Origin of the sequence: Methylobacterium sp. 1973, from assembly GCF_040545035.1 — a bacterium.
Lineage (GTDB): Bacteria > Pseudomonadota > Alphaproteobacteria > Rhizobiales > Beijerinckiaceae > Methylobacterium > Methylobacterium fujisawaense.
In genome coordinates, this window is the sequence record NZ_JBEPLA010000001.1 from 666,101 (window position 1) to 689,204 (window position 23,104).

The following is a 23,104-nucleotide window of genomic DNA, read 5'->3' on the forward strand; positions in this document are numbered from 1 at the left end:
TCTAGGACATGATCGCCCGACACAGCCTGATCTATGTCGGCTCCCGGGGCTTCGCGGCAGCCCTGAACATGGCCTCCGTGGCGGTGTTCACGCGGCTCGCGCCGGTGGAGAGCTACGGCACCTACCTCTACGTCCTGTCCTGGTCGCTGGTGCTCTACGGGGCGACCTGCCAATGGCCGAAATTCGCGTTCTTCGCCCTCTACGACGAGGCGCGCGAGCCCGCGCAGGTCGGCACCGTGGTGCGGATCCTGGGCGGCACGCTGCTGCTCGCGGGGCTCGGGAGCGCGCTGGCCGCCGGCCTCGGGCTGATGTCGGCGCGGATGGCGGCCGCGATCCTGGCGCTCGCCTTCGGGAGCACCCTGTTCGAGGGCTCCACCGAGATCGCCCGGACGCGCCTCCGGGCCGGAGCGGTGGCAGCCTCGGTGATGAGCCGGGCCGTCCTGATCCTCGCCCTCGGCAGCCTCGCGCTGCATCTCTCGCAGGATCCGCTGCATCTCGCCTTCGCGGTGGCGGCCGCCAACATCCTGGCCTCGCTCCCCGCCGCCGCCACGATCGCGCCGATGATGCCCGGCCGCGGCAGCCGGGCCGAGGCCCTGCGGCTCTTCGCCTATGGCTGGCCGCTGGTCCTGTCCTTCGGGACGGCGGCGCTCGCCCAGAGCCTCGACCGGCTGATCATCGCCAAGACGGTGGGGCCAGCGGGGCTCGGCGCCTACGGGGCGCTGGCCGACTTCCTGAAGCAGAGCTTCATCGTGTTCGGCGAGGCGATCGCCCTGTCGCTGATCTCCATCGCCAAGCGCGAGGCGCGGGCGGGCGGGATGGCGGCGGCCTCCGGGGTGCTGCGCGACGCCGCCCGGGCCATGACGCTGATCGCCGCCTTCGGGGCGGTGTTCTTCCTGTGCTTCGACGATCTGGTCGTGGCGGTGCTGCTCGGGCCCGCCTACCGGGCGGAGGCGCGGGAGCTCGCGCCGGTCCTGATCCTGGCCTCCATCCTGATGATGTTCCGCGCCTATTATTTCGGGCAGGTGATCTACTTCACCCGCTCCAGCGGCCTGGAGGCCGCCGCCGCCTTCGCGACCCTCGCCGCGGTCGCCGCCCTGTCGCTCCTGCTGATCCCGCGGTTCGGTGCCGCCGGGGCGGCCCTCGCCTTCGCGGGCGGCCAGAGCGCGGCCTGCCTCGTGCTGGTGCTGGGCGCCCGCCGGGCCGGAACGACGATGCCGCTGCCCCTCGCCGACATGGCGGGGATCGCCGGGATCGCGCTCGCCTGCGGCGCGGTGAATGCCGGCATCGCCCTGGTCCCGGGCGGGCTGATGCCGCCGGGGCAGGCCCTGCGCCTGGTCCTGCTCGCCGTCGCCGCCGGCATGACGGCATGGCGCTACGACGTGCTCGGCTTCGCCGGCGCGATCCGCCACCGGCTCGCGGCCTGACGGTCCCGCCATGGCAGACATCGCCGCGCTACCGGGGGGGTTCGTGGCGGCGGTCCGGCCCCTCGATCCCCGAGCCCCCTGGATCCCGGCCTGGCGGGCGCTGGGCGCGGCGTCCCTCATCCGAAACCCGTTCTACGAGGCCGGCTACGCCCTGGCTGCCCGCGACGCCTTCGGGGCGGGCGTCCGGCTCCTCCTCGTCGCCGACCGGCCGCCGGAGGCGCCGGGGGCCCGGCTCGTCGCCGTCTGGCCGTTCCGGCTGTCGCGGCGGCGCTGGGGCCTGCCGCTGCCGCTGCTCATGGGCTGGACCCACGGCTACGCCCCGTTCGGCGCGCCGCTCCTCGACGGTGCCGATCCACAGGCCGGACTCGCGGGGCTGCTCGCCGCGCCGGGCGTGCTCGGCCTGCCGCCGCGGCTCCTCCTGCCGAACGCCCCCGCCGACGGCCCCCTGCCGGACCTCCTCACCGCGCAGGGCGGACGCCGGGCCGCCTACTGGCCGCATGACCGCGGCCTGCTGGATCTGAGCGGGTTCGGGCCGGAGGCGCGGAGCGGCTATCTCGGGCACCTCTCCGGTCAGCGCCGCCGCAAGCTGCGCCGCGCCCGCGCGCGCCTGGAGGCGGCGGGGCCCGTGACCTTCGAGATCCTCGCCGCGCCCGAAGCCCTCGGCCCGGCCCTGGACGCCCACGTCGCCCTCGAGACCGCCGGCTGGAAGGGGCAGGCCGGGACGAGCCTGGCGCAGCGGCCGGCGGAGATCGCCTTCCTGCGCGCCGCCCTGGCCGATCTCGGCGCGGCGGATGGCGTGCGCATCGCCCGCCTGCGCCGGGGGGAGCAACTTCTGGCCTCCCTGATCCTGCCGGTCACCGGCCGGGAGGCCTGGGTGCTGAAGATCGCCAACGACGAGACCCGACCGGAGACCGCGCCGGGCGTCCAGCTCGTCCACCGGCTGACCGAGGCCCTGGCCGCGGGCGACTGGCCGATCGACCGGATCGATTCCTGCGCGCCGCCGGGCTTCGCCCTCGGCACCACCTTCTGGACGGAGCGCAGGCCGATCGCCCATCTCCTGGTCGAGGGGGGGCGCGATCCCCTGTTCCCGGTCGCCCGGACCCTGGAGCGCGCCCGGGAGCGCGTCGCCCGGGCGCGTGTCACCATCCGAAGCGGGCGATCTGCTCCAGCCGTGCCCGCGTCGCCGCCGCGTCGCCGCCCATGACGGCGATCCGCCCGGACAGGTCGTAGCAGGCCGCGCAGAACGGCAGTTGCAGCAGCGTGTACCCATCGTCGCGCGCCCGGGCGACGGAGGCGATCAGGCAGGGCAGGACCGGCCCGTCCGCGGGCCCGGCGAGGCAATCGGCCCGGGGGCTGCCGAAGGCCGGGCGGTTCGGCCAGGTCAGCAGGAGCGTGGTGCCGCCCCGGCGGTCGGGGGCCGGCGGCAGGGTGTAGCTGCGCAGGAACAGCGCGCAGGCGGCGAGGAGCAGGAGCGGCAGGATCAGGGCTGTGCGCATCGACGGATTCCTCGCGCCTCAATCCCCCGCGTCGAAGCGCGTGCGATAGAACACCTCGCGGCCGGCACCGTCGATCACCCGGACGGCCTCGGCCGGCTCCCCCGACCGCTGCGGCACCCGGGCGCGGGCGAACAGGCGCAGAGCCCGCTCCTGCGCGCTCTCCAGACTGCCGACCCGCACGGAGATCCGCGTCTGGATCTCGTCCGGTTCCGGTCCGAGGACTTCGATGTGGAAGGTCTCGCGCACGGGGATTCGTTTCATCGAGGGGCATGAAGACCGGATGTTGGAATCCGGCCGGCGGGCGCCATAACATGTTCCGGCCCGGTTTCGGCTCGGATCGCCCGCATCGGCCCATCAACACCGTCGCCGCGTGCGCCGCGCAGCGACCCAGAGACGCGCCCCGCGCTCGATCGCGGCGCTGCCGGGGAGTTCCGCGCGCATCGACGGGCCGCGCGAGGTCGATCTTGGCCCGAAGTCCAGTTGCCCCGTGGCCGGGCGCGGCTCTAAGAGGGCCGCTCCGACCGAGGAGACATCACCGGAGAAACCCGTGGATCCGCTCAAGGCCGCCGCCGCGACGCTTCTCTGCCTCGCTCTGTTCTGGCTGGCCTTCCGGCTGACCCGGCGCCTGGTCGATCTCGCCATCGCGGGGGGCTACGCCGAGGAGCGCCGGCGGCTCGCCGAGGAAGAGGCCGCTCAGGCCGAGGCGGGCGCCGTTCCGCAGGCCTCGGCCATCCGGGCCACCCCGGCGAGCTTCGCCGCGAACAGGGACCAGTCATCCGCCGCGGCGATCGGCGCCCACAACGCCTCCACCTCGTCGATCAGGAGCGTGCAGGGCGCCTCCGCGAAGTAAGGATGGTCGAGCCGCGCGCCCGGTGCGGGCGCCAGCGGTTCCAGCGCGGCCCGCACGGCCGTGAAGGCCTCGGACCGGTACTGCGCGGCGGCCGGTCCCGCCTCCGCCCGCCCGGCGCTCGCGAGCCCCCCGTACCAGTCGAAGAAGAACCGCTCGAAGGGCGCCTGCGTCTCGGCGAGGAAGCGCCAGACCGCCGAGACCAGCCGGTCGGTCTCCGGCTGCGGCGCCGCGGCGAGGCCGAGGCGGCGGAACAGGGCTTCGGCGAAGGCCGCCTGCAGGGCCGGGCCGAAGCCGGAGAGGGCGGCTTCGAGGCGCGCCTGGGGGGCCAGCGTCAGCAGGCAGTCGGCGAGCCGGGCGAGATTCCAGAACAGGGCCTCGGGCTGACGGCCGAAGCTGTAGAGCCCGGTCTCGTCGAAATAGGCCGCGGTGAAGTCCCGGTCGAAATGCGGCAGGAAGCGCCAGGGCCCGTAATCGAAACTTTCGCCGGTGACGTTGATGTTGTCGCTGTTGAGCACGCCATGGACGAAGCCGGCCGCCGCCCATTGCGCGCCCATCCGGGCGACTTTGACCACCACATCCTCCAGGAAGGCGACGCCGCGATCCTCCAGGCCGGCCCGCCAGAGGTCCGGCCTGTGGGTCTCGATCGTGTGGTCGAGGAGCCGGGCGACGTTGTCCGGTTCGCCGAGCGCCAGGACGCGCTGGAAGCTGCCGATCCGGATGTGCCCGTGCGAGAGGCGCACCAGCACGGAGGAGCGGGCCGGCGAGGGCTCGTCGCCGCGCACGAGGTCCTCGCCGGTCTCGATCAGGCTGAAGCTCTTCGAGGTGTAGACGCCCTGTGCCTCCAGGAGCGCGGTGGCCAGCACCTCGCGCACGCCGCCCTTGAGGGTGAGCCGTCCATCGGCGCCGCGGGACCAGGGCGTGGTGCCGCTGCCCTTGGTGCCGAGGTCGAGCAGCCGCCCGTCCTCGAGGTCGTGCAGCTGCGCGAACAGGAAGCCGCGGCCGTCGCCGAACTCCGGATTGTAGGAGCGGAACTGATGGCCGTGGTAGCGCAGGGCCAGGGGCGTCTCGAAGCTGCCGGGCAGCGGCTCGAACCGGCCGAAATGGGCGATCCACGCCGCCTCCGAAAGGCCGCCGAGGCCCACCCGCTCCGCCCAGGCCTGATTGCGGTAGCGTAGGATCGTCTGCGGGAAACGGGCCGGGGTGACCGGATCGAAGAAGGCGGGCCCGAGATCGGCGTGGCGCCGGGAGGGCTTGAAGGCGGTGTCGTCCATGCGGCGCGTCTCTCGGGTCGGGCCGGGCGTGCCCCTCCCGTCACCAAGCCGGCGGAACGGGATCCGTTGCAGCATTCCGGTTCTTGCGCGCGGAACGAAGCAGGCCGGCGTCGCAGGCGGCTTCGGGCGTGGTGCTGCGGGCGTGCTTCGCTCTGCGCGCAGGGGGCGTCCGGCACCAGGGCTGCCGTCGGCGCCCGTGCGTGTGAGCGCGATCCGCCTGGCCGTGCGACTGTCTAAAAGGAGTGGTCTCGTGGCGGTCTGCTACCGCGCGGACGGTCGAGGACGCAGACATTCGAGCTGTGGCAGCAGGGGTCGACAGTCGTGCGCTCGGCACCAGAAGCGCATCGCGCTGGATTGGACATGCCCCTGCCCGATCGATCGTAAGCGAGACCGCTCTTCCGAGGTCTGACGAGCCGACACGATCCCCCGACAGCATGGGGGCCGGATTGAGGTGATCCAGCCTGCCTCTCTGGCACGCGTCGGAGGAGCCCTCGTTTTATGGACACGGTCCGGCGCCGATATGAGACGACGCGGTGGGTCGGTCTACAGAATGTCCGGGTCCTTCAAGCGCGAAACGGCCCGCGCAGGCGCCCCGCAGCGCCAGCGCTCCTTCAAGGCAGGTCGATCCCGGAATGACCGCGATTGTTCGATGCGGCCTTGCGACGGGACGAACGATTTAAGGCTTATTGGGGATCTCAATCTATTTTATCATCCTGGCGATGCAGGATGTGATCAGACGTATCTATAAATATCATGCTCGGCGCGCCAATTAGGAGCAGATATATTTCATGGATGTGCGTCCAATACTGAAAGTACAAGACACCCCATCTCGCCGTCGAATCTCTAAAAGAGCTATTGTTTATCGAATGAAATAGATAAAAATTAAGCATAGCCCGAGCGTGTGATCTGTCACTTCGAGTCGGCCCAAATCAATTTATGAGTTGATGCCATAACCGCTAGTGGATGGCGGGAATGCGGTGGGATGTAAGTTTTTGGAATCCATACGAGCCCTCCGCCCTACGCCCGTTCGACCAGATATTTTTGTGACCCTCTATCTTCAGCAGGACAATCGAAAATCCTGCGCGCGCCAAGGAGCCTGTTCAATGCGTATGATCAAAGGTTTTATAAGAATTTGGCTCGTCGTGTCCGCTGCTGCCGCTTCAGTACTGCTGGTGTATGTCGTGAACCAGTCCGCCCCGGCCTGGGTAACCGCTGTTCTGCTGTCCCCTTTGTTTTTGATACCCATAACGCAAACCGATGAATTTCTGGCGCCCGTCATAAATTGGGTCAGGCGCGGGTTTCACGGCAATCCTTCCGACAACCCGCATTGACCAAGTAAAAAATTTCCAAAACTTGTTGCGCATTGGGGTGGTTGGAATTTGATTTTGCGACCGTGAATAAATTATTGCGGCTAACAGTACATTCTATGAAGAGTGCGGATTGCGAACGACTCCGGCAGGCGGTGGCGGGATACCGACAACCGCGTCCGGCCGCATTCGTCCTCGGGCTACCGACCACCTGCGCCTGTCACCGTCCCGGATCTGGCCTTCCGGCTTCCCATGGCCCCGGCCCTGCAGCAGCCTCTCAATCAGCCTGGTCAATAATACTGCTCAGCTCAGCGTCTATAGCACAATATATTGTATTTTCCGACATTTCACACCTAATGGAAATCAATTTTAGCGCTTAATAACAGTTTTTAGTTTCTACAAATACTGACTGACCGCCTCACAACCTCAGCGATCATAGAGAAGGTATATTTGCCGATAACTCACTCTTAGATTTGTTTTTGGCTGAGATTTGTTAGATTTTGACATTACGCCGTTTCCATATCATAAGCCACATTGCATCAGAGTTCGTCGAGAATTCATGCATTACTAGTGATGGTATATTTGAATATAGACAAAAATACATGCGGACACTATTTTCAACGGAGAAATTTCATCCCCGCGACAGATTTAGAAGCTGGCGCGATGCCATGTCCGACATGCGCGTGCCGGCCGAGCAGAAGCGCCTGACCGACGATCCATTCGATGCCAAGATAGAAGTTGCTACCGTCGGCTCGATCGAAGCGATACGCACCTCCCATGGCGCTTTACGCGCTGAGGCGACGCCCGACCTGGTCAGGAATCATGGCCAGGAGAATGCTGTCGGAATATTCTTCCGGCAGGCAGGAATTGCAAAGACCGGTCAATCCGACAGGACCTCGGTGCAACGGCCCGGCGATCTCATGGTGCTCGACTGTCGTCCGGCGGCGCAGGAATACAGCTCGGGCAGCCAGATGCTCACCCTCCACATACCCCGTGAGCGGCTCGAGTCTGTCCTCGGTCCAGCTCGGCTCTACAGCGGGCTGACCATCGGTGCAGACCTCGGCAGCACCGCCTTGGCGACAGGCTTCCTCACTGAGCTGATGCGTGTCAGTGATAGCCTCACGCCGGCCGTGGCAGACCGCATGTCGGCCATCGGCATCGACCTGATCGCGGCCAGCATCGCCGAGCGCTTGGCACAGGAGGTGTCTCGCCCCTTGCATGAAACAGTCACGGTTCAGCGCGCCAAGACCTATGTCGAGGCCAATCTGGGTGACCCCGACTTCGGACCTCCGGAACTCGCCGCGGCTGTCGGCGTCTCGCTGCGCCGGCTACAGGAGATGTTTCATGAGCGTGGCAGGCACGTGTCCGACTACATCTGGGAACGCCGTCTTCTGAGGGCCGGGCATCAGCTGAGCAAGATCGAGCATGGCCATCTGCAGATCGGCGCAGTCGCGTATAGCTGTGGCTTCTCCAGCCAGGCCCACTTCTCCCGCCGCTTCAAAGCGCATCACGGCATGACGCCGAGCGAGTTCCGGCAGGCTGCTCTTGAGGTGGCCCGGTAGGGCTCTCATCCGTTGACGATCCGGTCCTGGGTGGCGGTGGGAGCATCCCCGGCGCGCAGGTCGGGAAGGTCCGGTAGGCGCGATTCTCTGAACATGGAAAACCCGACGCGTTACTCCGACGCACACGGATGCGTCTCCAGCGGCTCGACGAGGGCTCGCCCAAAGGTCGGGAAAACGGTCGTCTTTCGAAGATGCAGTCGGATAGGACAATGTCGGCTTGGGGTGACGGCTGTGCGGGAACGCGTTTTGGTGTGTCGGTACGGAGTTGTGACAGCGCGCGCGGTGCCGCGTGCTCTTACGTCCCGTCGGCCCTCGACAGGTCGCCCACAGGCGCAGCCCGGGCCCAGCCGGCTCACCAGCGGTAGGAGAGGCTGCCCTTGACGGCATGGTCCTGCGCCCGCCGCCCGATCTGGCCGTCATAGGCCAAGCCCAGCCGCGCGCCCGGCGCTATTTCCCAGTCCAGCCCAGCCGACACCACCGCCGCGTCCTCGGCCAGCGGCCCACCCCCCGTGCGGAACGCTGTGCCCCCACCCCGGAACGCCAGCAGCGCTGCCGGCGCCACAGTCCCGAATGCCCGCCGGTAGCCGATCAGGCCCCGCGCCACGAGCGGACCTGCGCCTCCGAACAGGTCCGCCACAATCGCCTGCGCCTGCGCTCCCGCCGTGACTGTCTCCACCCCGTAGCTCCGGCCGAATACCGCCAGCGCCGCCGAACCGCCCGTTTCGGTCAAGCCGTCCTGGTGCAGCCGCAGCATCGCGACGCCCACGAACGGCTCGACGGAGCGCGCCGCTCCGCCCATCCGGTAGCCGACTTCGCTGAAGCTCTGCAGCGTCGTGCCCCCGGCCCGGCCCGTGATCGCCTGCGAAAAGCCCGGAAACAACACCGTCCGGTGGGTGTCGAGTGCGTCGCTGCCGTACATAACCCCGAGCCGCACCCGTACGGCGCCGAGCGCGCCGCTGGCGTAGGCGGCGCCGAAGCCACTCTCGATCTGCCCGGAGGACTGGCGGGCACGCACGTCGAACTGCGTGAAGCCGTAGCCGGCCGCGACGCCCGCGCGCCAGTCGCCCATCCCGTCCCCGAGCACGCCCGGGCCGGTCTCGCCGCTGAGTACGAAGCCGCCGGTCTCCCGGCTGAGCCGCGCCACGTTGCGCGTGCCCTCGGTGGCGCCGAACGCCCCGAAGGCTTGACCCCAGAGGCCGTAGCCCGGCGTCAGCGGCTGGACCGTCACCACACCGGCGGCGGGCTCGTCCGTGGCGAAGGCGGCGGAGCCGGCCGGCAGGGTCGTGCCGGGCGCGAGGCGCTGGCCGATGGTGCCGGTCAGGCCGAGGCCGCTGGCCGGGCCGGCGCCGAAGCGCAGGTGCTCGAGCAGCGCCCCCTGCACGGCGAGGGCGGCCTGCGCCCGCGCGGTCACTGCCGAGGCATGGATCTCGCCCGACAGGCTGTTGAGCGCCCGCACCGCGCCGGGCGCCGTCTGGTTGAGCACGGCGGTCACCACCTGTGCGGCCGGGCTTGCCACCACCGTGGTGGTGCTACCCGCGGTGCTCACCGTGGTCGTGACCGTGCCAGAGGCCGGCACGCTCGTCGCCGCGGTGGCGGGCGCGCTGCCGGTGGTGGCCGTTGTGGTCACGGTCGGCCCGGCGCCGTTCAGGGCCTGGGCGAGGTTGCCCTGGTTGAGCGTGGTGGCCACGCTGGTGAGCGGCGCCGTCTGAGCGAAGCCCAGCGACACGCTGTGGCCGTCGTAGGCCAGCGACGGCGTCAGGAAGGCGAGATTGCTCGTTGTCTGCAGGCTGCTGAACTGGCCGGTGACGCCGCCGGAGGCGGTGAGCAGCGTGTAGCGCAGGGCCGGCGTGTAGGTGCCGGCGCCCGCCAGCACCTGCACGGTGCCGCCCTGGATCGTGACCGGGCCGGTCACCGCGGTGCGGTCGTTGGCGGTGGGCGTCACCTTGACCGTGTAGAACGAGCCCGGCGCGAAGGTCAGCGGGCCGGTGATCGACAGGGTGCCGATCGCCGTGGCGCTGCCCGGCGCCAGCCGACCGCCGGCCTCGATCAGCGGGTCGCCGATCTTGCCCGAGCCGGCCAGCGTGCCGCCGCTCTTCACCGTCACCTCCGAGGCGGCGAGCACGCCGTCGATCTGCAGGGTGCCGCCACGGATCGTCGTGGCGCCCGTATTGGTGTTGCGGCCGGTGAGCACGGTGGTGCCGCCTCCCGTCTGCGTGAGGCTGCCCGATCCGGAGATCGCGGGGGCAAAGCTCACGGCGTCGGTCCGGTCGAACACCAGGGCGCCGTCGTTGACGACCCCGGCGGTCGCCACGATCGCGCCGGCGGTGCCGCCGTCGCCGAGCCGCAGGGTGGCTCCGCGGCCGATCGTGGTGACGCCCGTGTAGGTGTTGGCGCCGGTGAGCGTGAGGGTGTCGCCCGCCAGGGTCAGGCCGAGCGGACCGACGCCGTCCCGGATCGTGCCGGCGAAGCTGCCGGCGCTCAGGCCGGCCACCGTCAGGACGGCCGGGCCGCCCGCGCTGCTGGTCACAACCGTCGCCGGCGAGGCGCTGACCAGGGCGCCGACGGTGTTGGCGGCGCCCGCGAGGTCGAGGGTGCCGGTGCCTGCCAGGGTATGGGGGGAGGCCGCCGAGAAGCCGCCCACGCCGCCCGCCTTCAGGACCGATCCGTCGCCGATCGTGGTGGCGCCCGTGTAGGTGTTGGCCGTCGAGACGGTGGTGCCGTCGGTCGTGGTGAGCGTGGCGGGGCCGGAGATGCGCGCGACTGTTCCGCCCGCAGCGGTGACCGGGGCGGTGAGCGCGCCGTTCTGCAGGGTCGCGCCCTGGCCGAGGCTGACGGCGGCCTGGGTCTGGCGGGTGCCGCCGAGGTCGAGCACGCTGGTGGCGCCCGTGATCGTGGTGGTGGCCAGGGCGCTGCCGAAAGTGCCGGCACCGCCGAGGGCGAGGGTACCGGCCGCAACCGTGGTGCCGCCGCCATAGGTGTTGGCGGCAGTGAGGATCGCGGTGCCGGTGCCGATCTTGGTCAGGCTGGAGCGGTTGCCGCCATCTCCGATGCTGCCCGAGACGATCAGGTTGCCGGTGCCGCCGAGCGCGATGTTGCCTGCCAGCGTGATCGCGCCGGAAACACCGGCCGTGCTGGTACCGGTGAGCGCGCCGACCCCGCCGGCTCCGGAGCCGGCGAGCGTCAGGGCATTGCCGAGGGTCACGCCGTTGACGTCGAGGGTGGCGCCAGCCGAAACGGTGGTCGCCGAGGAGCCGAGCGCATGGGCGTTTGCGACGCTGAGCGTTCCGCCGGAGAGGGTCGTGGTGCCCGTGTAGGTGTTGGCGCCGATCAGGATCGTAATGCCGGCGAGGTGATCGACGCGGCCCCGGCCGGTGATCGTCGGCGCGAAGGTGACGGCCGTGCCGTCCGGGTTGCCGGTATGGTTGAAGGTGAGCGTGCCGGTGCCGGGGCCGAACTTCACCTCGCCGGCCTGCACCGTGCCGGCCGCCACCGGCGCTCGATCCGCCGCCGCGCCGAGGATCAGCGTGCCGGTCGAGCCGTTCTGCTGGGCGATCTCCAAGACGCGCGTGCCGTCGGGGCCGACCGAGACGCTGCCGCCCGCCGCTACGGAGAGGGTGCCGGTGCCGGATCCACCCACGACGAGGGTATCGCTGCTGATCCAGGCCGAGCCCGAACCCGTCACCGTCACAGACCCGGTGGTGCCGGTGCTCCCACCCAAACGGCCCGACACGCTTGAGACCACGCCCCCGTCCGCCACTGTCAGCAGGCCGCTCCTGGTGTTGCCGATGATGAGGTCGCCCTGGTCGGTCCAGCGGGAGCCCGCTCCGGTCACCGTCACCGTGCCCGGATCGTCGACCACGTTGCCGATCAAGCCGCGTCTGCTCGTCACGGTGCCGCCTGCCCCGATGCGCAGGCCGCCGCCGAGCACCCACAGGTCGCCGTCGAGGCGGCTGTGTCCGGTCAACGTCCACGTGCCGCCGCCGGTATCGGACACGGCGACCGTCCCGATGTTGCCGCCGATGTCGCCCGCGATCACGCCGTCGCCCGCCCCCTTGAGGACGAGCATCCGGTCGGCCCCGGCGGCGCCGGTGATAGGACCGGACAGGGTCAGCTTTCCGGCATCCACTGTGATGCGGCCCGTATCCGTCAGCGTGATCGCACCGGCGTAGCTGTTGGTCCCCGCCAGGCTGCGCAGGGCGCCGTGGCCGTTCACGCCCATGCCCGCCAGCGACAGCGCCTCGTTGCCCACCGCGATCCCGCCCTGGAGATCCAGCGCCGCGCCGGAGACGATTGTCGTGCCGGTCGCCGCCGTGCCGTCCGCCGCACCGAGCGCGGTGGCGTTCTGGATCGTCAGCGTGCCGTGCGCGATGGTGGTGGCGCCCGTGTAGGTGTTGGCGCCGGTCAGCGTCTGGGTGCCGCCCGCCAGCGTCAGGCCGCCGCTGCCCGAGATGGTGCCGCCGAAGCTGCCGTTGGCGTTGGTGATCGCCAGGGTCTTGGCCCCGAGGGCGACAGTGCCGGCCTGGCCGGGGGCGGTGTCGGTGAGGGCCGTGATCGCGGTGCCGGCGCCGGTCAGGCCAGAGATGTCGAGGACGGCGCCGGTGGCGAGCGCCACCCCGCTGGAGACGGTGACCGCGCCGGCTCCCGACAGGGCGAGGGTGCCGCCCGAGATCGTGGTCGCCCCCGTGTAGGTGTGGATGCCCGACAGGGTCAGCGTGCCGGTGTTCACCTTGGTCAGGCTGCCGCTTCCGGAGATCGTGCCCGCGTAGGACGCGGCGTCCGATCGGTCGAAGACCAGGGCCCCGGTATTGGCGATGTCGGCCGTGAGCGATCCGGCGGTGGCGCCATTGCCGATCGTGAGCGTGGCCCCCGCCGCGACCGTCGCGCCGCGCGCGTAGGTGTGGTCGTCCGTGAGTGCCCAGGCGCCGCCCTTGACGTTCAGCGCCTCGAAATTCACGACGTTCGCCAGCGTGCCGGTGCCGGGCCCCGTGGCGGCCTTGTCCAGGTTGAGCGTGTCGGAGCCGGTCCCGCCGTCGATCCGGCCGGTGATGGTCGAGCCGGTGAAGAGGTTGAGGATGTCGTTGCCGCCCTCCAGGCTGATCGCCCGGCCGCTGTCGCCGGTGATCGTGCCGTAATTGGTCAGGACGTCGTCGCCCTCGCCCATCTGGATCGCCGCGCCGTCGCCGCGGATGAAGCGGGCCGCGCCGGTGCCGGTGTAGCGGACGCCGTCGAGGGTCCCGACCGAGCCGCCGTCCACGCGGCCGTCCTTCAGGAGGACCACCCCGCTCGGATCCGGGATCGTGCCGTTGCCGATGATCGTGCCCTTGTTGACGATCGTGTCGGCGTCGGCCGCGGTGCCGGTCTTGTTCTCCAGGCGGATCGCGTAGCCGCCCTTGCCCTCGATCGTACCGCCGACGTCGTTGGTGATCGTGGTCGCGGCGGCGCCGGAGCGGCTGTTGTCGGGGTTCGAATCGTTGTTGACCACGATGCCGTAGGCGGCGCCCGAGATCGTGCCGGAATTGGTGATGGTGCCGCCGCCCAGCGAGATGCCCTCGCTGTTGTTGGCCCGGCCGTTCTTGTCGTTGCCGCCCGCCCCAGTCCCCTTGATGGTCCCGTGATTCTCGATCGTGCCGGCAAAATCGATGTCGACGCCGTCGCCGTCGCCGTCCTGCGTGCCGTTGCCGGAATAGGCCCCTTCGATCGTGCCGTAATTCGTGACCGTCCCGCCGGCGTCGGAGCCGACACCCGAGCCGTTGCGGCCGGTGATGGTGGCGTTCGCCGCGTTGTTCACCGTCACGGAGCCGGCGCCGTTGCTGCCGCTCAGGGTGACGCCGTGGCGGGCGCCGGAGATCGTGCCGCTGTCGTTGTTGTTCACCGTCCCAGCGGTAGCGGCCTTGAAATCGATGCCGTCGGCCTTGTCGGCGGCCTGACCATTCGTCCGGATCGTGCCGGAATTGTTGACCGTCGCGCCCTGGCCCGGCCGGATCGCGTCGTCGCCGCCGGACGTGATCGTCCCGGTGGCGGCGTTGTCGATCGTAATCGTGGCGGCGCCGCTGGCGGCGGCCTCGAAATCCAGCGCCCGCTTCGTCGATGACTGTATCGTTCCAGCGTTGTTCACCGTCACGGTGCCGCCGGTCGGGTTGACGTTGATCCGGAACGCGTCGCTGTCGGATTTGATAAGCGCGTTCGTCTTGTTCTCCAGCGTCAGAGTGCGGGTATTGTCACTGCCCGTCGCGTCGATCGCCCGGCCGCCGGCCTTGGTCGATTCGATCGTGCCGGCATTGAAGATTTGCAGATCGCTGGACGCATCGTTCCAGTTGATCGCCGCCTTCTTGTTGACGGAGAGCTTGCCGCCGGGTTCGATCGAGAGTCGATCCGTGCCCGCCAACGTCTCGGTGTCGGTGTACGTGTTCCCGCCCGAGATCGAGTAGTCGGCCGCGCCTGCCGGCAGGATCCAGGACTCGGCGGACAGCGCCGCCAGAGCGGCAACACCGATGCGGACCTTGCGCTGTCCCAAGATAAAATTCCCCCGCCTAAGGCGCAGCAATAATTTTATATGATGACGAAGCTGCGACGCTTTGTATTTTGTCTTTGAAAACAATCAATGATCATTATATCGATATTTACTTTTATTGAAGTTTACTGTATTATTATAATGTGTTTCCGCAATCTATAGTGCAAATATCTGCAGCCGTCTGAGTCTGCGCCGGTGCCGGGAGCGACCCTCGGCCACTCCGCGGGCTCCTGACCCGCGCAGGCCTCGCGCAGGGCAGCCGCCCCGACGGTTCCGGCGCTCACGATCTGCCGGACGCGCCGGCCCCGCCCCCACGGCACGCGTCGAGCGCCCGCTGCACCTCTCGGCGTAGGGCGACACGGTGAGGGGCGCGGTCTTCGGGATCGGGCAGGTACCGGCGGGCGACGCGCTCGACCGCGGCGCAGGGACTCTCGGGCGACCCGCTCGGCCCCGGCGGGCGCGCCCCGCTGTCACCGGCTGGTGGGACCGGCACGCCCGGACCCGCCTGCGGGACGGGCCCGTTGCCCGGATCCGCAGCCGCTCGACCGATCGGGGCGCAGGCGGCGATCAGAATGCTTGCAGCAACCGCAGAGCGGCATACGGCCCGTCGATGAATCATCCTCGCCCCCCAAAGTCTCGAAGGCGCCGCGCGCAGTGAGCGGCGGCCTGCATAAGCATTGCCGCAGACCCCACAAGCTTTTACAGCTCTCGCACGACTCTTCCTGCAGCCTAGCTGCGACGCACCGACTTGACTTGATCAAACTTGCGATCCGGCTTCGCATGGAGGGATTGTGGCCGAGGACCTGAACGACCAGATCTCCTGGGAGCGAGATCTTCTCACCCGGGATCCGCGGATCGCCCAACGCCCGAGCAGCTCACCCAAACGGCCGCCGCCGACGATGCTGGACGACCCCAGGATCGCCCGCGCAATACGGCTCATCGAGCGTAGCCCGGCTGAGAAGATCGGCCTCTCCGACATCGCGCGCCATGTCGGGCTCAGCCTGTTTCACTTCCAGCGCCTGTTCCAGGCCGTGATGGGTGAGACGCCTTCCGCCTACATGCGCCGGACGCGCCTCGACCGCGCCGCCATGAACCTGCAGATGAGCCGCCAGCCCATCACGGACGTCGCGTTGAATGCCGGCTACGCCAGTCACGAAGCCTTCGTGCGCGCCTTCCACCGCCAGTTCGGCGCCGTGCCGTCACAGTACCGGATGGTCGCCCAGCAGGCCCTGCCGGCGAAACCGGCGGCCCCGATCGCGGGCGGCGAGGTGGCCCGGGTCGAGGAGCGGCCGGCCTGTACCCTGCGCGCGGTGCGGTTCCATGGGCCGTATCCGGCCTTCGAGGCGCACTGGACGGCCTTTCACGGCTATCTCGCGTCGATCGGGATCGATCCAGCGGACGTGGAGGCGGTCGGCATCACCTACGACACACCGTTGATCACCCCGGACGCTGTGTTCCGTCATGATTGCGCGATCGTCGACCGCGGCCTGACTGTCGCGGACGACCTGCTCCAACCCGTCGCGTTCCGGCCGGGCCGCTACGTCCGCATGCGCCACCGGAAGCCGTTCCGCGCCATCCTGCAGACCTATGCGGCCCTGAGCCTCGACTGGCTCCCCCGCTCGGGGGAAACGTTCCTGCCGGACGGGAACGGGGGCTACAAGGTCTACCATCAGCCACCTTGGACACGAGTCGGGCAGGTCCACGACCTCAGCGTGGTGCTCCCGCTCGCCTGAGCCGGGGCAGCCGTTGGACGACACGCCGGTTGATCCGCCCCCCCACTCAAGGGGCCCGCCCTGAGATATGGCTTTCGGACCAGGACGAGGACGAACAGGTGGGAACGACGCGGCACAAGCCCGAGGACGTTGTCGCCAAGCTGCGGCAGGCCTGCAGCCGCTCGCTGTCGAACGGCCGCGCCTGGCGGTTGTCGGTGCGCGGATCGTGCCCCGTTCGGCTCGGAGCGTGGGGCGCGTGATCATCGATCCGGATCGGTTCCTCGAGACGCCCGCTGGCCGCCTCTGGACGCCGGAGCTCAACCGCCAGGCCTGGGCGGCCGCCTTCGATACCCTCGATACCGCCCTCGCTGCGGCGAAGCCGCCCGTGCAGGTGATCGTCGTGTGCGGCGTGCAGGGGGCGGGCAAGAGCACATGGGCGCACACAGCGGCCCGCGATCACCCGAACGCCATCGTCTTCGATGCCGCGCTGCCCGGTCGCCGGCACCGCAAGCCGATCATCGACGCGGCCCGGCGCCACGGTGCCCGGGTGTCGGCCGTCTGGATCGACACGCCGCTCGCCACCGCGCTGGGCCGGAACGCGGCACGCTCCGCCGACAGGATCGTTCCCGAGGCCGCTTTGCGTGCCGTGGCCGAACGCTTCGAGCCGCCCAGTCCCGATGAAGGCTTCGACGCCGTGCGCATCGTGCGCCCCTGAGAGCGCGGGCGATCCTTGGCCAAGCTCTGGATCCTGCCATCCCTGCACCTCGAGACGGTGCTGTATCCGGATCAGTTCCGGTCCGAGCCGCCCGCCTTCGACCTGCTGGTCGCGGCCGGCGATATGTGGAAGGCCGCCCCCCCGGCAGACGTTCAGGGTCCTGCACCGCCTCGCCAACGACGAGCCCGTCGTATCCGTGATGGGCAACCACGAGCACGGGCACGACATCGTGCCCGAGGCTCTCGCCCGCGCTCAGATCCTGGCCGGATGCCGGTTCGTCGGCACCACCCTGCGGGGCGATTGTCGGTTGGCCGGACAGCTCGATCCCAACACGCCGACCGGCGAGCCGATCGATGTCGCCCATGACGGCGGCCATCACCTGCTCACGGCCGGGGACGCCGCGGCCCTGCACCGTCACGCCCGCGCCGAGCTGGCCGCGCTCATGGACGAGGGTGATGGGGCGCTGCCGCTCATCGGGGTCACCCACCACGCCCCGCATCCGGACTGCATCGCTCCCGCTTGGCGCGGCACCTGGAACGCAGGGAGCTTAACCTTGATCCTGTCCGCCCTGACCGATACCGGCCGCACGGCTCTGTGGATGCACGGCCATGTCCACCACAGCCTCGACCTGGTTCGGCCCGGCGGAACCCGGATCCTGTGCAACCCGGCCGGTCCCCGCTTCGCCAATCCCGCCTTCGACGCGGCTCGGGCGATCGCGATCGGCTGATCTCACACGGGCTCAAGCCGAGGGGGCGTCGCGTGTCAGCTCTTGGACGAACAGCTCGGCCTGATCGACGAGCAGGTTCAGATGCGCCACGCTGTCGCTCATCTGGCCGACCAACGCCGCGGTGAGCTCGGTCAGCCGGGTCTCGGCACTCGGCTGCACGCTCTGCAGATTGGCAATCTGGGCCTTCAGCTCGGTCCGTCTCCGACGCAACACCTGCAGGAGCGTCTCGATCCGCGCCACGACCAGATCCGCGGCAAGCGCGTCCGTCCGTGATCCGACGGCGGTCTCATCCTCCTTGGAGCCCAGCGGGATGTTCGTTCCGGTCATGGCGGCTTGGTTCTGCCTCAAGGTGAAGCAGCTTAGGCCGTGACACATTCCTCAGGCTGACCGGCGTCGGCGATGACGCTCGGATGGCCGAGCCCCGTATCGCACCCGATCCAGCCGCCTGCACGCAGTCGGGCGAGCGGGAGGGGGCTCGGAGCCCGCGCCAGTCTCAGGCGGCTCGGACGGTGGCGAGGAAATGCGCCACCTCCGCCCCGAGATGCTCGGACTGGCGCGACAGCTCGTCCGCCGCGCTGAGCACCTGGGCCGCGGCCGCGCCCGTCTCCTCGGAGGCCTCGGCCACGCCGGTGATGTTGCTCGTCACCTCGGCCGTGCCGGTGGCCGCCTGAGCGACGTTGCGCACGATCTCCTGCGTGGCGGCGCCCTGCTCCTCGACCGCCGCGGCGATCGAGGCCGCCACGCCGTTGATCTCCCGGATCCGCGCCGTGATCGCCCCGATGGCACCGACCGCCTCGGCCGTCACGCCCTGAACACGCGTGATCTGGCCTGAGATCTCCTCGGTGGCCCGGGCGGTCTGCCCGGCGAGTTCCTTGACCTCGGCAGCGACCACCGCGAAGCCGCGCCCGGCATCGCCGGCGCGGGCTGCCTCGATCGTGGCGTTCAGCGCCAGCAGGTTGGTCTGCCCGGCGATCGAGGAGATCAGCCCGACCACGTCGCCGATCCGCGCGACCGTCCCGCTCAGCTCCTGCACCAAAGCCGCCGTCTGATCCGACTCGTCCACCGCCGCTTGCGCGAGCTTGGAAGAGCCGTCCACCTGCCGGCTGATCTCCTGCACGGACGTGCCCAGCTCCTCGGCGGCGACCGCCACGGTGTTGACGTTGCTCGCGGCCTGTTCGGCGGCGGACGCCACGGTCGTGGACTGGCCGGCCGTCTGGGTGGCGGTGGCGGTCATGGCCTGGGCGGTGGCCTGCAGGTCCGTGGCCGAGGACGAGACTTGGCCGACGATGCTGCCGACCGCCCGCTCGAACTCGTCGGCCAGCTCCAGCATGGTGCGCTTGCGCTGCGCCTCGCCGGCGGCCCGCGCTTGAGCAGCCTCCAGCTCCAGGTGCCGGCTCCGGATCAGATTATCCTTGAAGACCTGCACGGCCGCCGCCATCGCGCCGATCTCGTTCTTCGTGGCCGTGTCGGGAACGACGAGGCTGGTGTCACCGTCGGAAATCCGGCTCATGACCTGTGCCATGCGGCGGATCGGCATCGAGATCCTCCGGACGCAGACCACGATCACGCCGCCGCACATCACGAGCACCGCGCCACCGCCCAGCAGGAAGAGGACGAAGCGCGTCCGGGCCGCGGCGATGCGCGCCTTGATCAGGTCGAAAGCCCGGACGAACAATCGATCGCGAAGTTCGACGATCGCGCTCATGGCCGGGACATAACGGGCGGCGAAGTCCTGCACCGTCAGGGTCGCGGCCTGACCGGATAAGCTTTGGGCCACGAGATCGGCGGCCAATTTCTGGCCGCCTTCGATGTATTGCGCCCGCATGGTCCTGATGAGCTCATCGACACCCGCATCGTCGCCGATTTTCCCACGGGCGAGCAGGATCTGCCGCATCTGTGCGTCGACATAGCCGCTCAATCGATTGTATTGCCCGATCTCCTCGTCCGTCATACGCCGTTTGGTCACGAGAGCAGGGGTGAACACGGATCCGATCTGACCCGCGAAGTCACGCAGCTCCGTCGCGGTCCGGGCCATCGTCAGCCAGGAGCCCAGGCTCGGATCGGCCGACATCGTGGCATCGTCCACAGCATTCAACGCCTGGTCGAGCACTGGCGGGACGGCGATCAAGGCCTTCACGATCCCCGCCACCGCGTCCTGGGATCGCTGTGCCTGAACGTGAGCCGTCACGGCATCGGCCTGCTGCCGCACGGTGGCGAGGCGCCGAACGGTCTCGGAGACGGCCTCGGCAGCCTTGGCTCCCCATCGCTCCGGCAGTGTGGACACGGCGAGGCTGGCCTCTCGTAGGGCCGCATCGGTGTCGGTGCGAGCGTCGCTGAGCGCCTGCTCGACAGCGCGTGGCACCGGTCTCTCACTGCCGAGACTGCTGTTGGTGGGCCCCCGTTCCTGCGCGATGCGGGTCGAAGCGCCCAGGATCTTCAACGACGCGGAAGCACCCGTCAGCGCATTGACGCTATCACTGTATGATTTGTACTCGTCGATTTCCATCTTTGCAGTAACAGTCACGCACAGCGCACCGACACATCCCGACACAGCGACGATCAAAGTCGATATTTTCACAACAACCTCCGCAATCGACCAAAATCTCTAGGTTAAATCATATTACGATTTTGCAAATTTTTGGTTTAAAACTGTGATACAGGCAGTTGATCGATCCGTTTTTTGGATCTATGTCCGCAAACCTAAGAAGATTGGAATTCCTAGGGAGATTGTACGGACGACATAGAATTACATATGGAGGACAAATTGGGGACAAATTCGAAAAACGATGGTATTGTCGATTATGGATACGCGGCGTGGGCGGGATTCCTAGGCGGAAATCTTTCGAGCTTCGTCAAGTGGGGATCCGAGATCCCTTTCCCGCCCCGGGAGGCCGGCCGCATCTCGCCACCCTTCGCCATCCTCAAAGCGCTTGGCCTGAACGCCGAGGACATGACCTACGTCTTCACCGGTCACGTCATCAATTACGGCGTCGCCCTGGTGCACCAGGGCTTCTCGATCGTCTTCGGCCTGCTCTATTGCCTGCTCGCAACGGCATGCCCGCTCGTGACGCTGGGGCAAGGACTGGCCTTCGGACTGATCATAACCCTCCTGTTCCACGCCATCCTGCTGCCGCTGGGCGGCTGGGCGCCCCAGGTCTGGGACATTTCCGCCCATGAGGTGTTCTCGGAGGTGTTCGGGCACCTGCTCTGGGCTTGGACGATCGAGATCGTCCGGCGCGACATGGTGAGGATGCGGTTCGCGTCAGCGTCCACCTTGGCGAAAGCCAGCTCTGACGTTCGATCGATGGCAACGAACAGGTAGAGGGTGCCATCTCCCGTCCAGACCTCTGCGAGATCGATGTGGACATAGCCGATGACATCATCGGCAAAGCGCGTGTCTTGCGCTGATCGCCTTTTCGGCCCTTCGCCGCATCGGCCGCCGTCTGCCGAGCTCGCCACGTCTGGCGTCGTCGGGCTGACGCCGCAGCGTCCGGCGGCGGCCCTCACACCGTCTTGACGGCGCTGTCTTGCGCGACGGAGCGCCTCCGTCGTGCGGGCGCTGCCGTGGCGCCTTCGGCCCAGCGCGCATCCCGCGGGATCCAGCACCCGATCTCAGGGGTCTGCCCGCAGCATCGCCGACATGGCGGGGTCCGCGGGAATGTCGGCTTCCGCCGCCTCCGGGGAGGACGGGAGCGGGCCGCTTTCGGCCTTTGCATCGGTTGCCGGTCATCCGGCGCGTCTTCGGGGACGCGGTGCTGGCGTGTCTCACACCTCTCCTTGCACAGGGCTTGCAGGTTGCCGACGGCAGTCGGGCAACTGAGGTGCGATCAGCCATGGAGGAGCGGGCAGGCAACGCAACGTCGAGCACTTACTGGCGCACGCAGGAGATGTTCCTCATCCAAGAGGTCATGAACCTCGTCGGTAAGGGCCTGCACCTCGACCAGGTCACCCGCGAGATGCTGCACCTGCTCTCGGAGATCGTCGGGCTCAACCGTGGACGCATCGTCCTGAAGGACCCTGACGGCGCCGGCTATCGCATCGCCCATTCCTACGGCCTAACCCGCGAGGAGGTCGCCCGCGGCCGGTATGCGCCGGGCGAGGGCATCACCGGGCGTGTCATCCAGGACGGCCACCTCGTCATCGTCCAAGACATCGACAATGACCCGGTCTTCCTAGGGCGTGCGGTCGAGCGCGCGCGACTGCCCCGTGGCGCGGTGTCGTTCCTGGCGCTCCCGATCCGGGTCGAGCAGAGAACTGTCGGCGCCATCGCCTGCCACAGGATCCGCCACCGGGAGCGACCGCTCTCCGACGACCTCACCCTCCTTCGCATCATCGCCACGATGGTCAGCCAGTTGCTGACCCTGAACGAGCGGGTCGAGCGGAAGACACGCGCGCTCGAGGAGCACAACGATATGCTGGCTCGCGAGTTGCGCATCAAGCGGGCCCGCTACGGTATCATCGGCACCTCGCCCGCGCTGCTGCGCGCGCTCGTACAGGTCGAGAAGGTCGCGGACGCGACCGCGAGCGTCCTGCTGCTCGGCGAGTCCGGCACCGGCAAGGAACTGTTCGCCCGCGCGCTCCACCTCGCAAGCCCCCGGCGGGACCGGCCGTTCGTCAAGGTGAACTGTGCGGCCATTCCAGAGAGCCTCTTCGAATCCGAACTGTTCGGCCACGAGCGCGGCGCGTTCACCGGGGCGGTCGCGGCACGCGCCGGCTGGTTCGAGCAGGCGAGCGGCGGCACCATCTTCCTCGACGAGATCGGCGAGATGCCGGCGATCCTCCAAACCAAGCTGCTGCGGACCCTGCAGGAGGGGACGGTCGTTCGCCTCGGTGGTAAACGGGAGATCCGCGTCGACATGCGCCTGGTCGCCGCGACCAACCGGGATCTCGCGGCCGAGGTCGCCCACGGCCGCTTCAGGGAGGACCTTTTCTACAGACTCAACGTCATCCCGATCACCCTGCCGCCCCTGGCCGAACGGCGAGACGACATTCCGGACCTCGTGCTGCATTTCCTGACGCAGGCGAACCAGGCCAACCAGCGCAACGTCAACCTGACCCGGTCGGCCGTCGCACATCTCGCCCGCCAGCCCTGGCCGGGCAACATCCGCCAACTCGCCAACTTCATCGAGCGGCTCGTCTTGTTGGCCAGCGAGGGCGTTCTCGACGTCGACGACCTGCAGCCGATGCTTGGGGGCGTGACTGTCTCGGGGGCGGTTGCGCCGGGGCCGGCACGGCACATCGTGCCGTCGGGGGGAGACCCGGTCCATGCGATGGGCGGCCTTCGGCCCTATCTGCCCGCCGACTCGCACGATGGCGCGCAGTTGCGCCTGGCCCTCACGCAAGCGGGTGGCAACAAGACCCGCGCCGCGCAGAGGCTTGGCCTCACCGAGCGCCAGTTCTCCTACCGCTGGCGGAAGCTCCAGCCGATGGCCTAACCAGCCTCGCCCAAGTCCGACAATGTCGACACAATGTCGACATTCACTGTCGCAACCGGGCGATCAAATCACCGCGGCCCTCACCTAAGAATTT

The 23,104-nt window shown here is 68.8% G+C and carries 14 protein-coding genes and 3 pseudogenes; 10 read left to right on the forward strand and 7 right to left on the reverse strand.

From position 1 onward, the window contains the following. The first annotated feature begins 8 nt into the window (after positions 1–8). Together ABIC70_RS03285 and ABIC70_RS03290 are read left to right on the forward strand one after the other, a co-directional pair. The gene (locus tag ABIC70_RS03285) at positions 9–1,424 is read left to right on the forward strand and encodes a lipopolysaccharide biosynthesis protein (RefSeq protein WP_354438865.1); all 1,416 of its coding nucleotides are present in this window, start codon (positions 9–11) and stop codon (positions 1,422–1,424) included. 10 nt (positions 1,425–1,434) lie between these two features. Then, on the forward strand, positions 1,435–2,628 hold the full coding sequence (locus ABIC70_RS03290; RefSeq protein ID WP_043379195.1) for a GNAT family N-acetyltransferase: 1,194 nt from the start codon (positions 1,435–1,437) through the stop codon (positions 2,626–2,628). On the opposite strand, the gene ABIC70_RS03295 is transcribed toward ABIC70_RS03290, so the two are convergent. The 3 genes from ABIC70_RS03295 to ABIC70_RS03305 all read right to left on the reverse strand — a co-directional run bounded on the left by ABIC70_RS03295 (position 2,564) and on the right by ABIC70_RS03305 (position 5,041). After that, a complete protein-coding gene (locus ABIC70_RS03295) occupies positions 2,564–2,920 on the reverse strand; it encodes a hypothetical protein (RefSeq protein ID WP_043759809.1) in 357 nt (118 codons plus the stop codon). The two genes, ABIC70_RS03290 and ABIC70_RS03295, sit on opposite strands and share 65 nt — an antisense overlap. An 18-nt stretch (positions 2,921–2,938) precedes the next feature. After that, positions 2,939–3,166 (reverse strand): hypothetical protein, encoded by a 228-nt coding sequence (locus ABIC70_RS03300; RefSeq protein ID WP_020091174.1) that lies wholly within the window; start codon positions 3,164–3,166, stop codon positions 2,939–2,941. Positions 3,167–3,613: 447 nt separating this feature from the next. Next, a complete protein-coding gene (locus ABIC70_RS03305; protein ID WP_354438867.1) occupies positions 3,614–5,041 on the reverse strand; it encodes a protein adenylyltransferase SelO in 1,428 nt (475 codons plus the stop codon). 1,043 nt (positions 5,042–6,084) lie between these two features. Between ABIC70_RS03305 and ABIC70_RS03310 the strand changes: the two genes are divergently transcribed. The 3 genes and pseudogenes from ABIC70_RS03310 (at position 6,085) to ABIC70_RS03320 (ending at position 7,910) form a co-directional block, all read left to right on the forward strand. Beyond that, positions 6,085–6,372, forward strand: coding sequence for a hypothetical protein (locus ABIC70_RS03310; RefSeq protein ID WP_139231562.1), 288 nt, complete (start codon positions 6,085–6,087; stop codon positions 6,370–6,372). Positions 6,373–6,504: 132 nt separating this feature from the next. After that, positions 6,505–6,645: pseudogene (locus tag ABIC70_RS03315) on the forward strand (IS3 family transposase); the annotation flags it as partial. Positions 6,646–6,950: 305 nt separating this feature from the next. Then, a complete protein-coding gene (locus ABIC70_RS03320; RefSeq protein ID WP_043345703.1) occupies positions 6,951–7,910 on the forward strand; it encodes a helix-turn-helix domain-containing protein in 960 nt (319 codons plus the stop codon). Between the two features lie 352 nt (positions 7,911–8,262). On the opposite strand, the gene ABIC70_RS03325 is transcribed toward ABIC70_RS03320, so the two are convergent. Beyond that, positions 8,263–14,424, reverse strand: coding sequence for an autotransporter-associated beta strand repeat-containing protein (locus tag ABIC70_RS03325; RefSeq protein WP_354438868.1), 6,162 nt, complete (start codon positions 14,422–14,424; stop codon positions 8,263–8,265). Positions 14,425–15,212: 788 nt separating this feature from the next. On the opposite strand from ABIC70_RS03325, the gene ABIC70_RS03330 reads away from it, so the two are divergent. The 3 genes from ABIC70_RS03330 to ABIC70_RS03340 all read left to right on the forward strand — a co-directional run bounded on the left by ABIC70_RS03330 (position 15,213) and on the right by ABIC70_RS03340 (position 17,575). Then, positions 15,213–16,154, forward strand: a complete 942-nt coding sequence (locus tag ABIC70_RS03330; protein WP_354438870.1) for an AraC family transcriptional regulator — start codon at positions 15,213–15,215, stop codon at positions 16,152–16,154. Between the two features lie 235 nt (positions 16,155–16,389). Further along, complete coding sequence (locus tag ABIC70_RS03335; protein WP_354438871.1) at positions 16,390–16,848, forward strand: AAA family ATPase; 459 nt, start codon at positions 16,390–16,392, stop codon at positions 16,846–16,848. 199 nt (positions 16,849–17,047) lie between these two features. After that, the gene (locus tag ABIC70_RS03340; protein WP_354438873.1) at positions 17,048–17,575 is read left to right on the forward strand and encodes a metallophosphoesterase family protein; all 528 of its coding nucleotides are present in this window, start codon (positions 17,048–17,050) and stop codon (positions 17,573–17,575) included. A 12-nt stretch (positions 17,576–17,587) separates the two neighbouring features. Here ABIC70_RS03340 and ABIC70_RS03345 read toward each other — a convergent pair whose 3' ends face one another. After that, entirely contained in the window at positions 17,588–17,902 is a 315-nt protein-coding gene (locus ABIC70_RS03345; RefSeq protein WP_043379206.1) for a hypothetical protein, read from the reverse strand. Between the two features lie 166 nt (positions 17,903–18,068). Then, complete coding sequence (locus tag ABIC70_RS03350; protein WP_354438875.1) at positions 18,069–19,937, reverse strand: methyl-accepting chemotaxis protein; 1,869 nt, start codon at positions 19,935–19,937, stop codon at positions 18,069–18,071. 390 nt (positions 19,938–20,327) lie between these two features. On the opposite strand from ABIC70_RS03350, the pseudogene ABIC70_RS03355 reads away from it, so the two are divergent. Continuing rightward, positions 20,328–20,792, forward strand: a pseudogene (locus ABIC70_RS03355) (DUF1440 domain-containing protein); the annotation flags it as partial. Positions 20,793–20,845: 53 nt separating this feature from the next. On the opposite strand, the pseudogene ABIC70_RS03360 reads toward ABIC70_RS03355, so the two are convergent. After that, positions 20,846–20,950: pseudogene (locus ABIC70_RS03360) on the reverse strand (IS481 family transposase); the annotation flags it as partial. Positions 20,951–21,408: 458 nt separating this feature from the next. On the opposite strand from ABIC70_RS03360, the gene ABIC70_RS03365 reads away from it, so the two are divergent. After that, positions 21,409–23,010, forward strand: a complete 1,602-nt coding sequence (locus ABIC70_RS03365; protein ID WP_354438932.1) for a sigma 54-interacting transcriptional regulator — start codon at positions 21,409–21,411, stop codon at positions 23,008–23,010. Positions 23,011–23,104 lie beyond the last annotated feature (94 nt).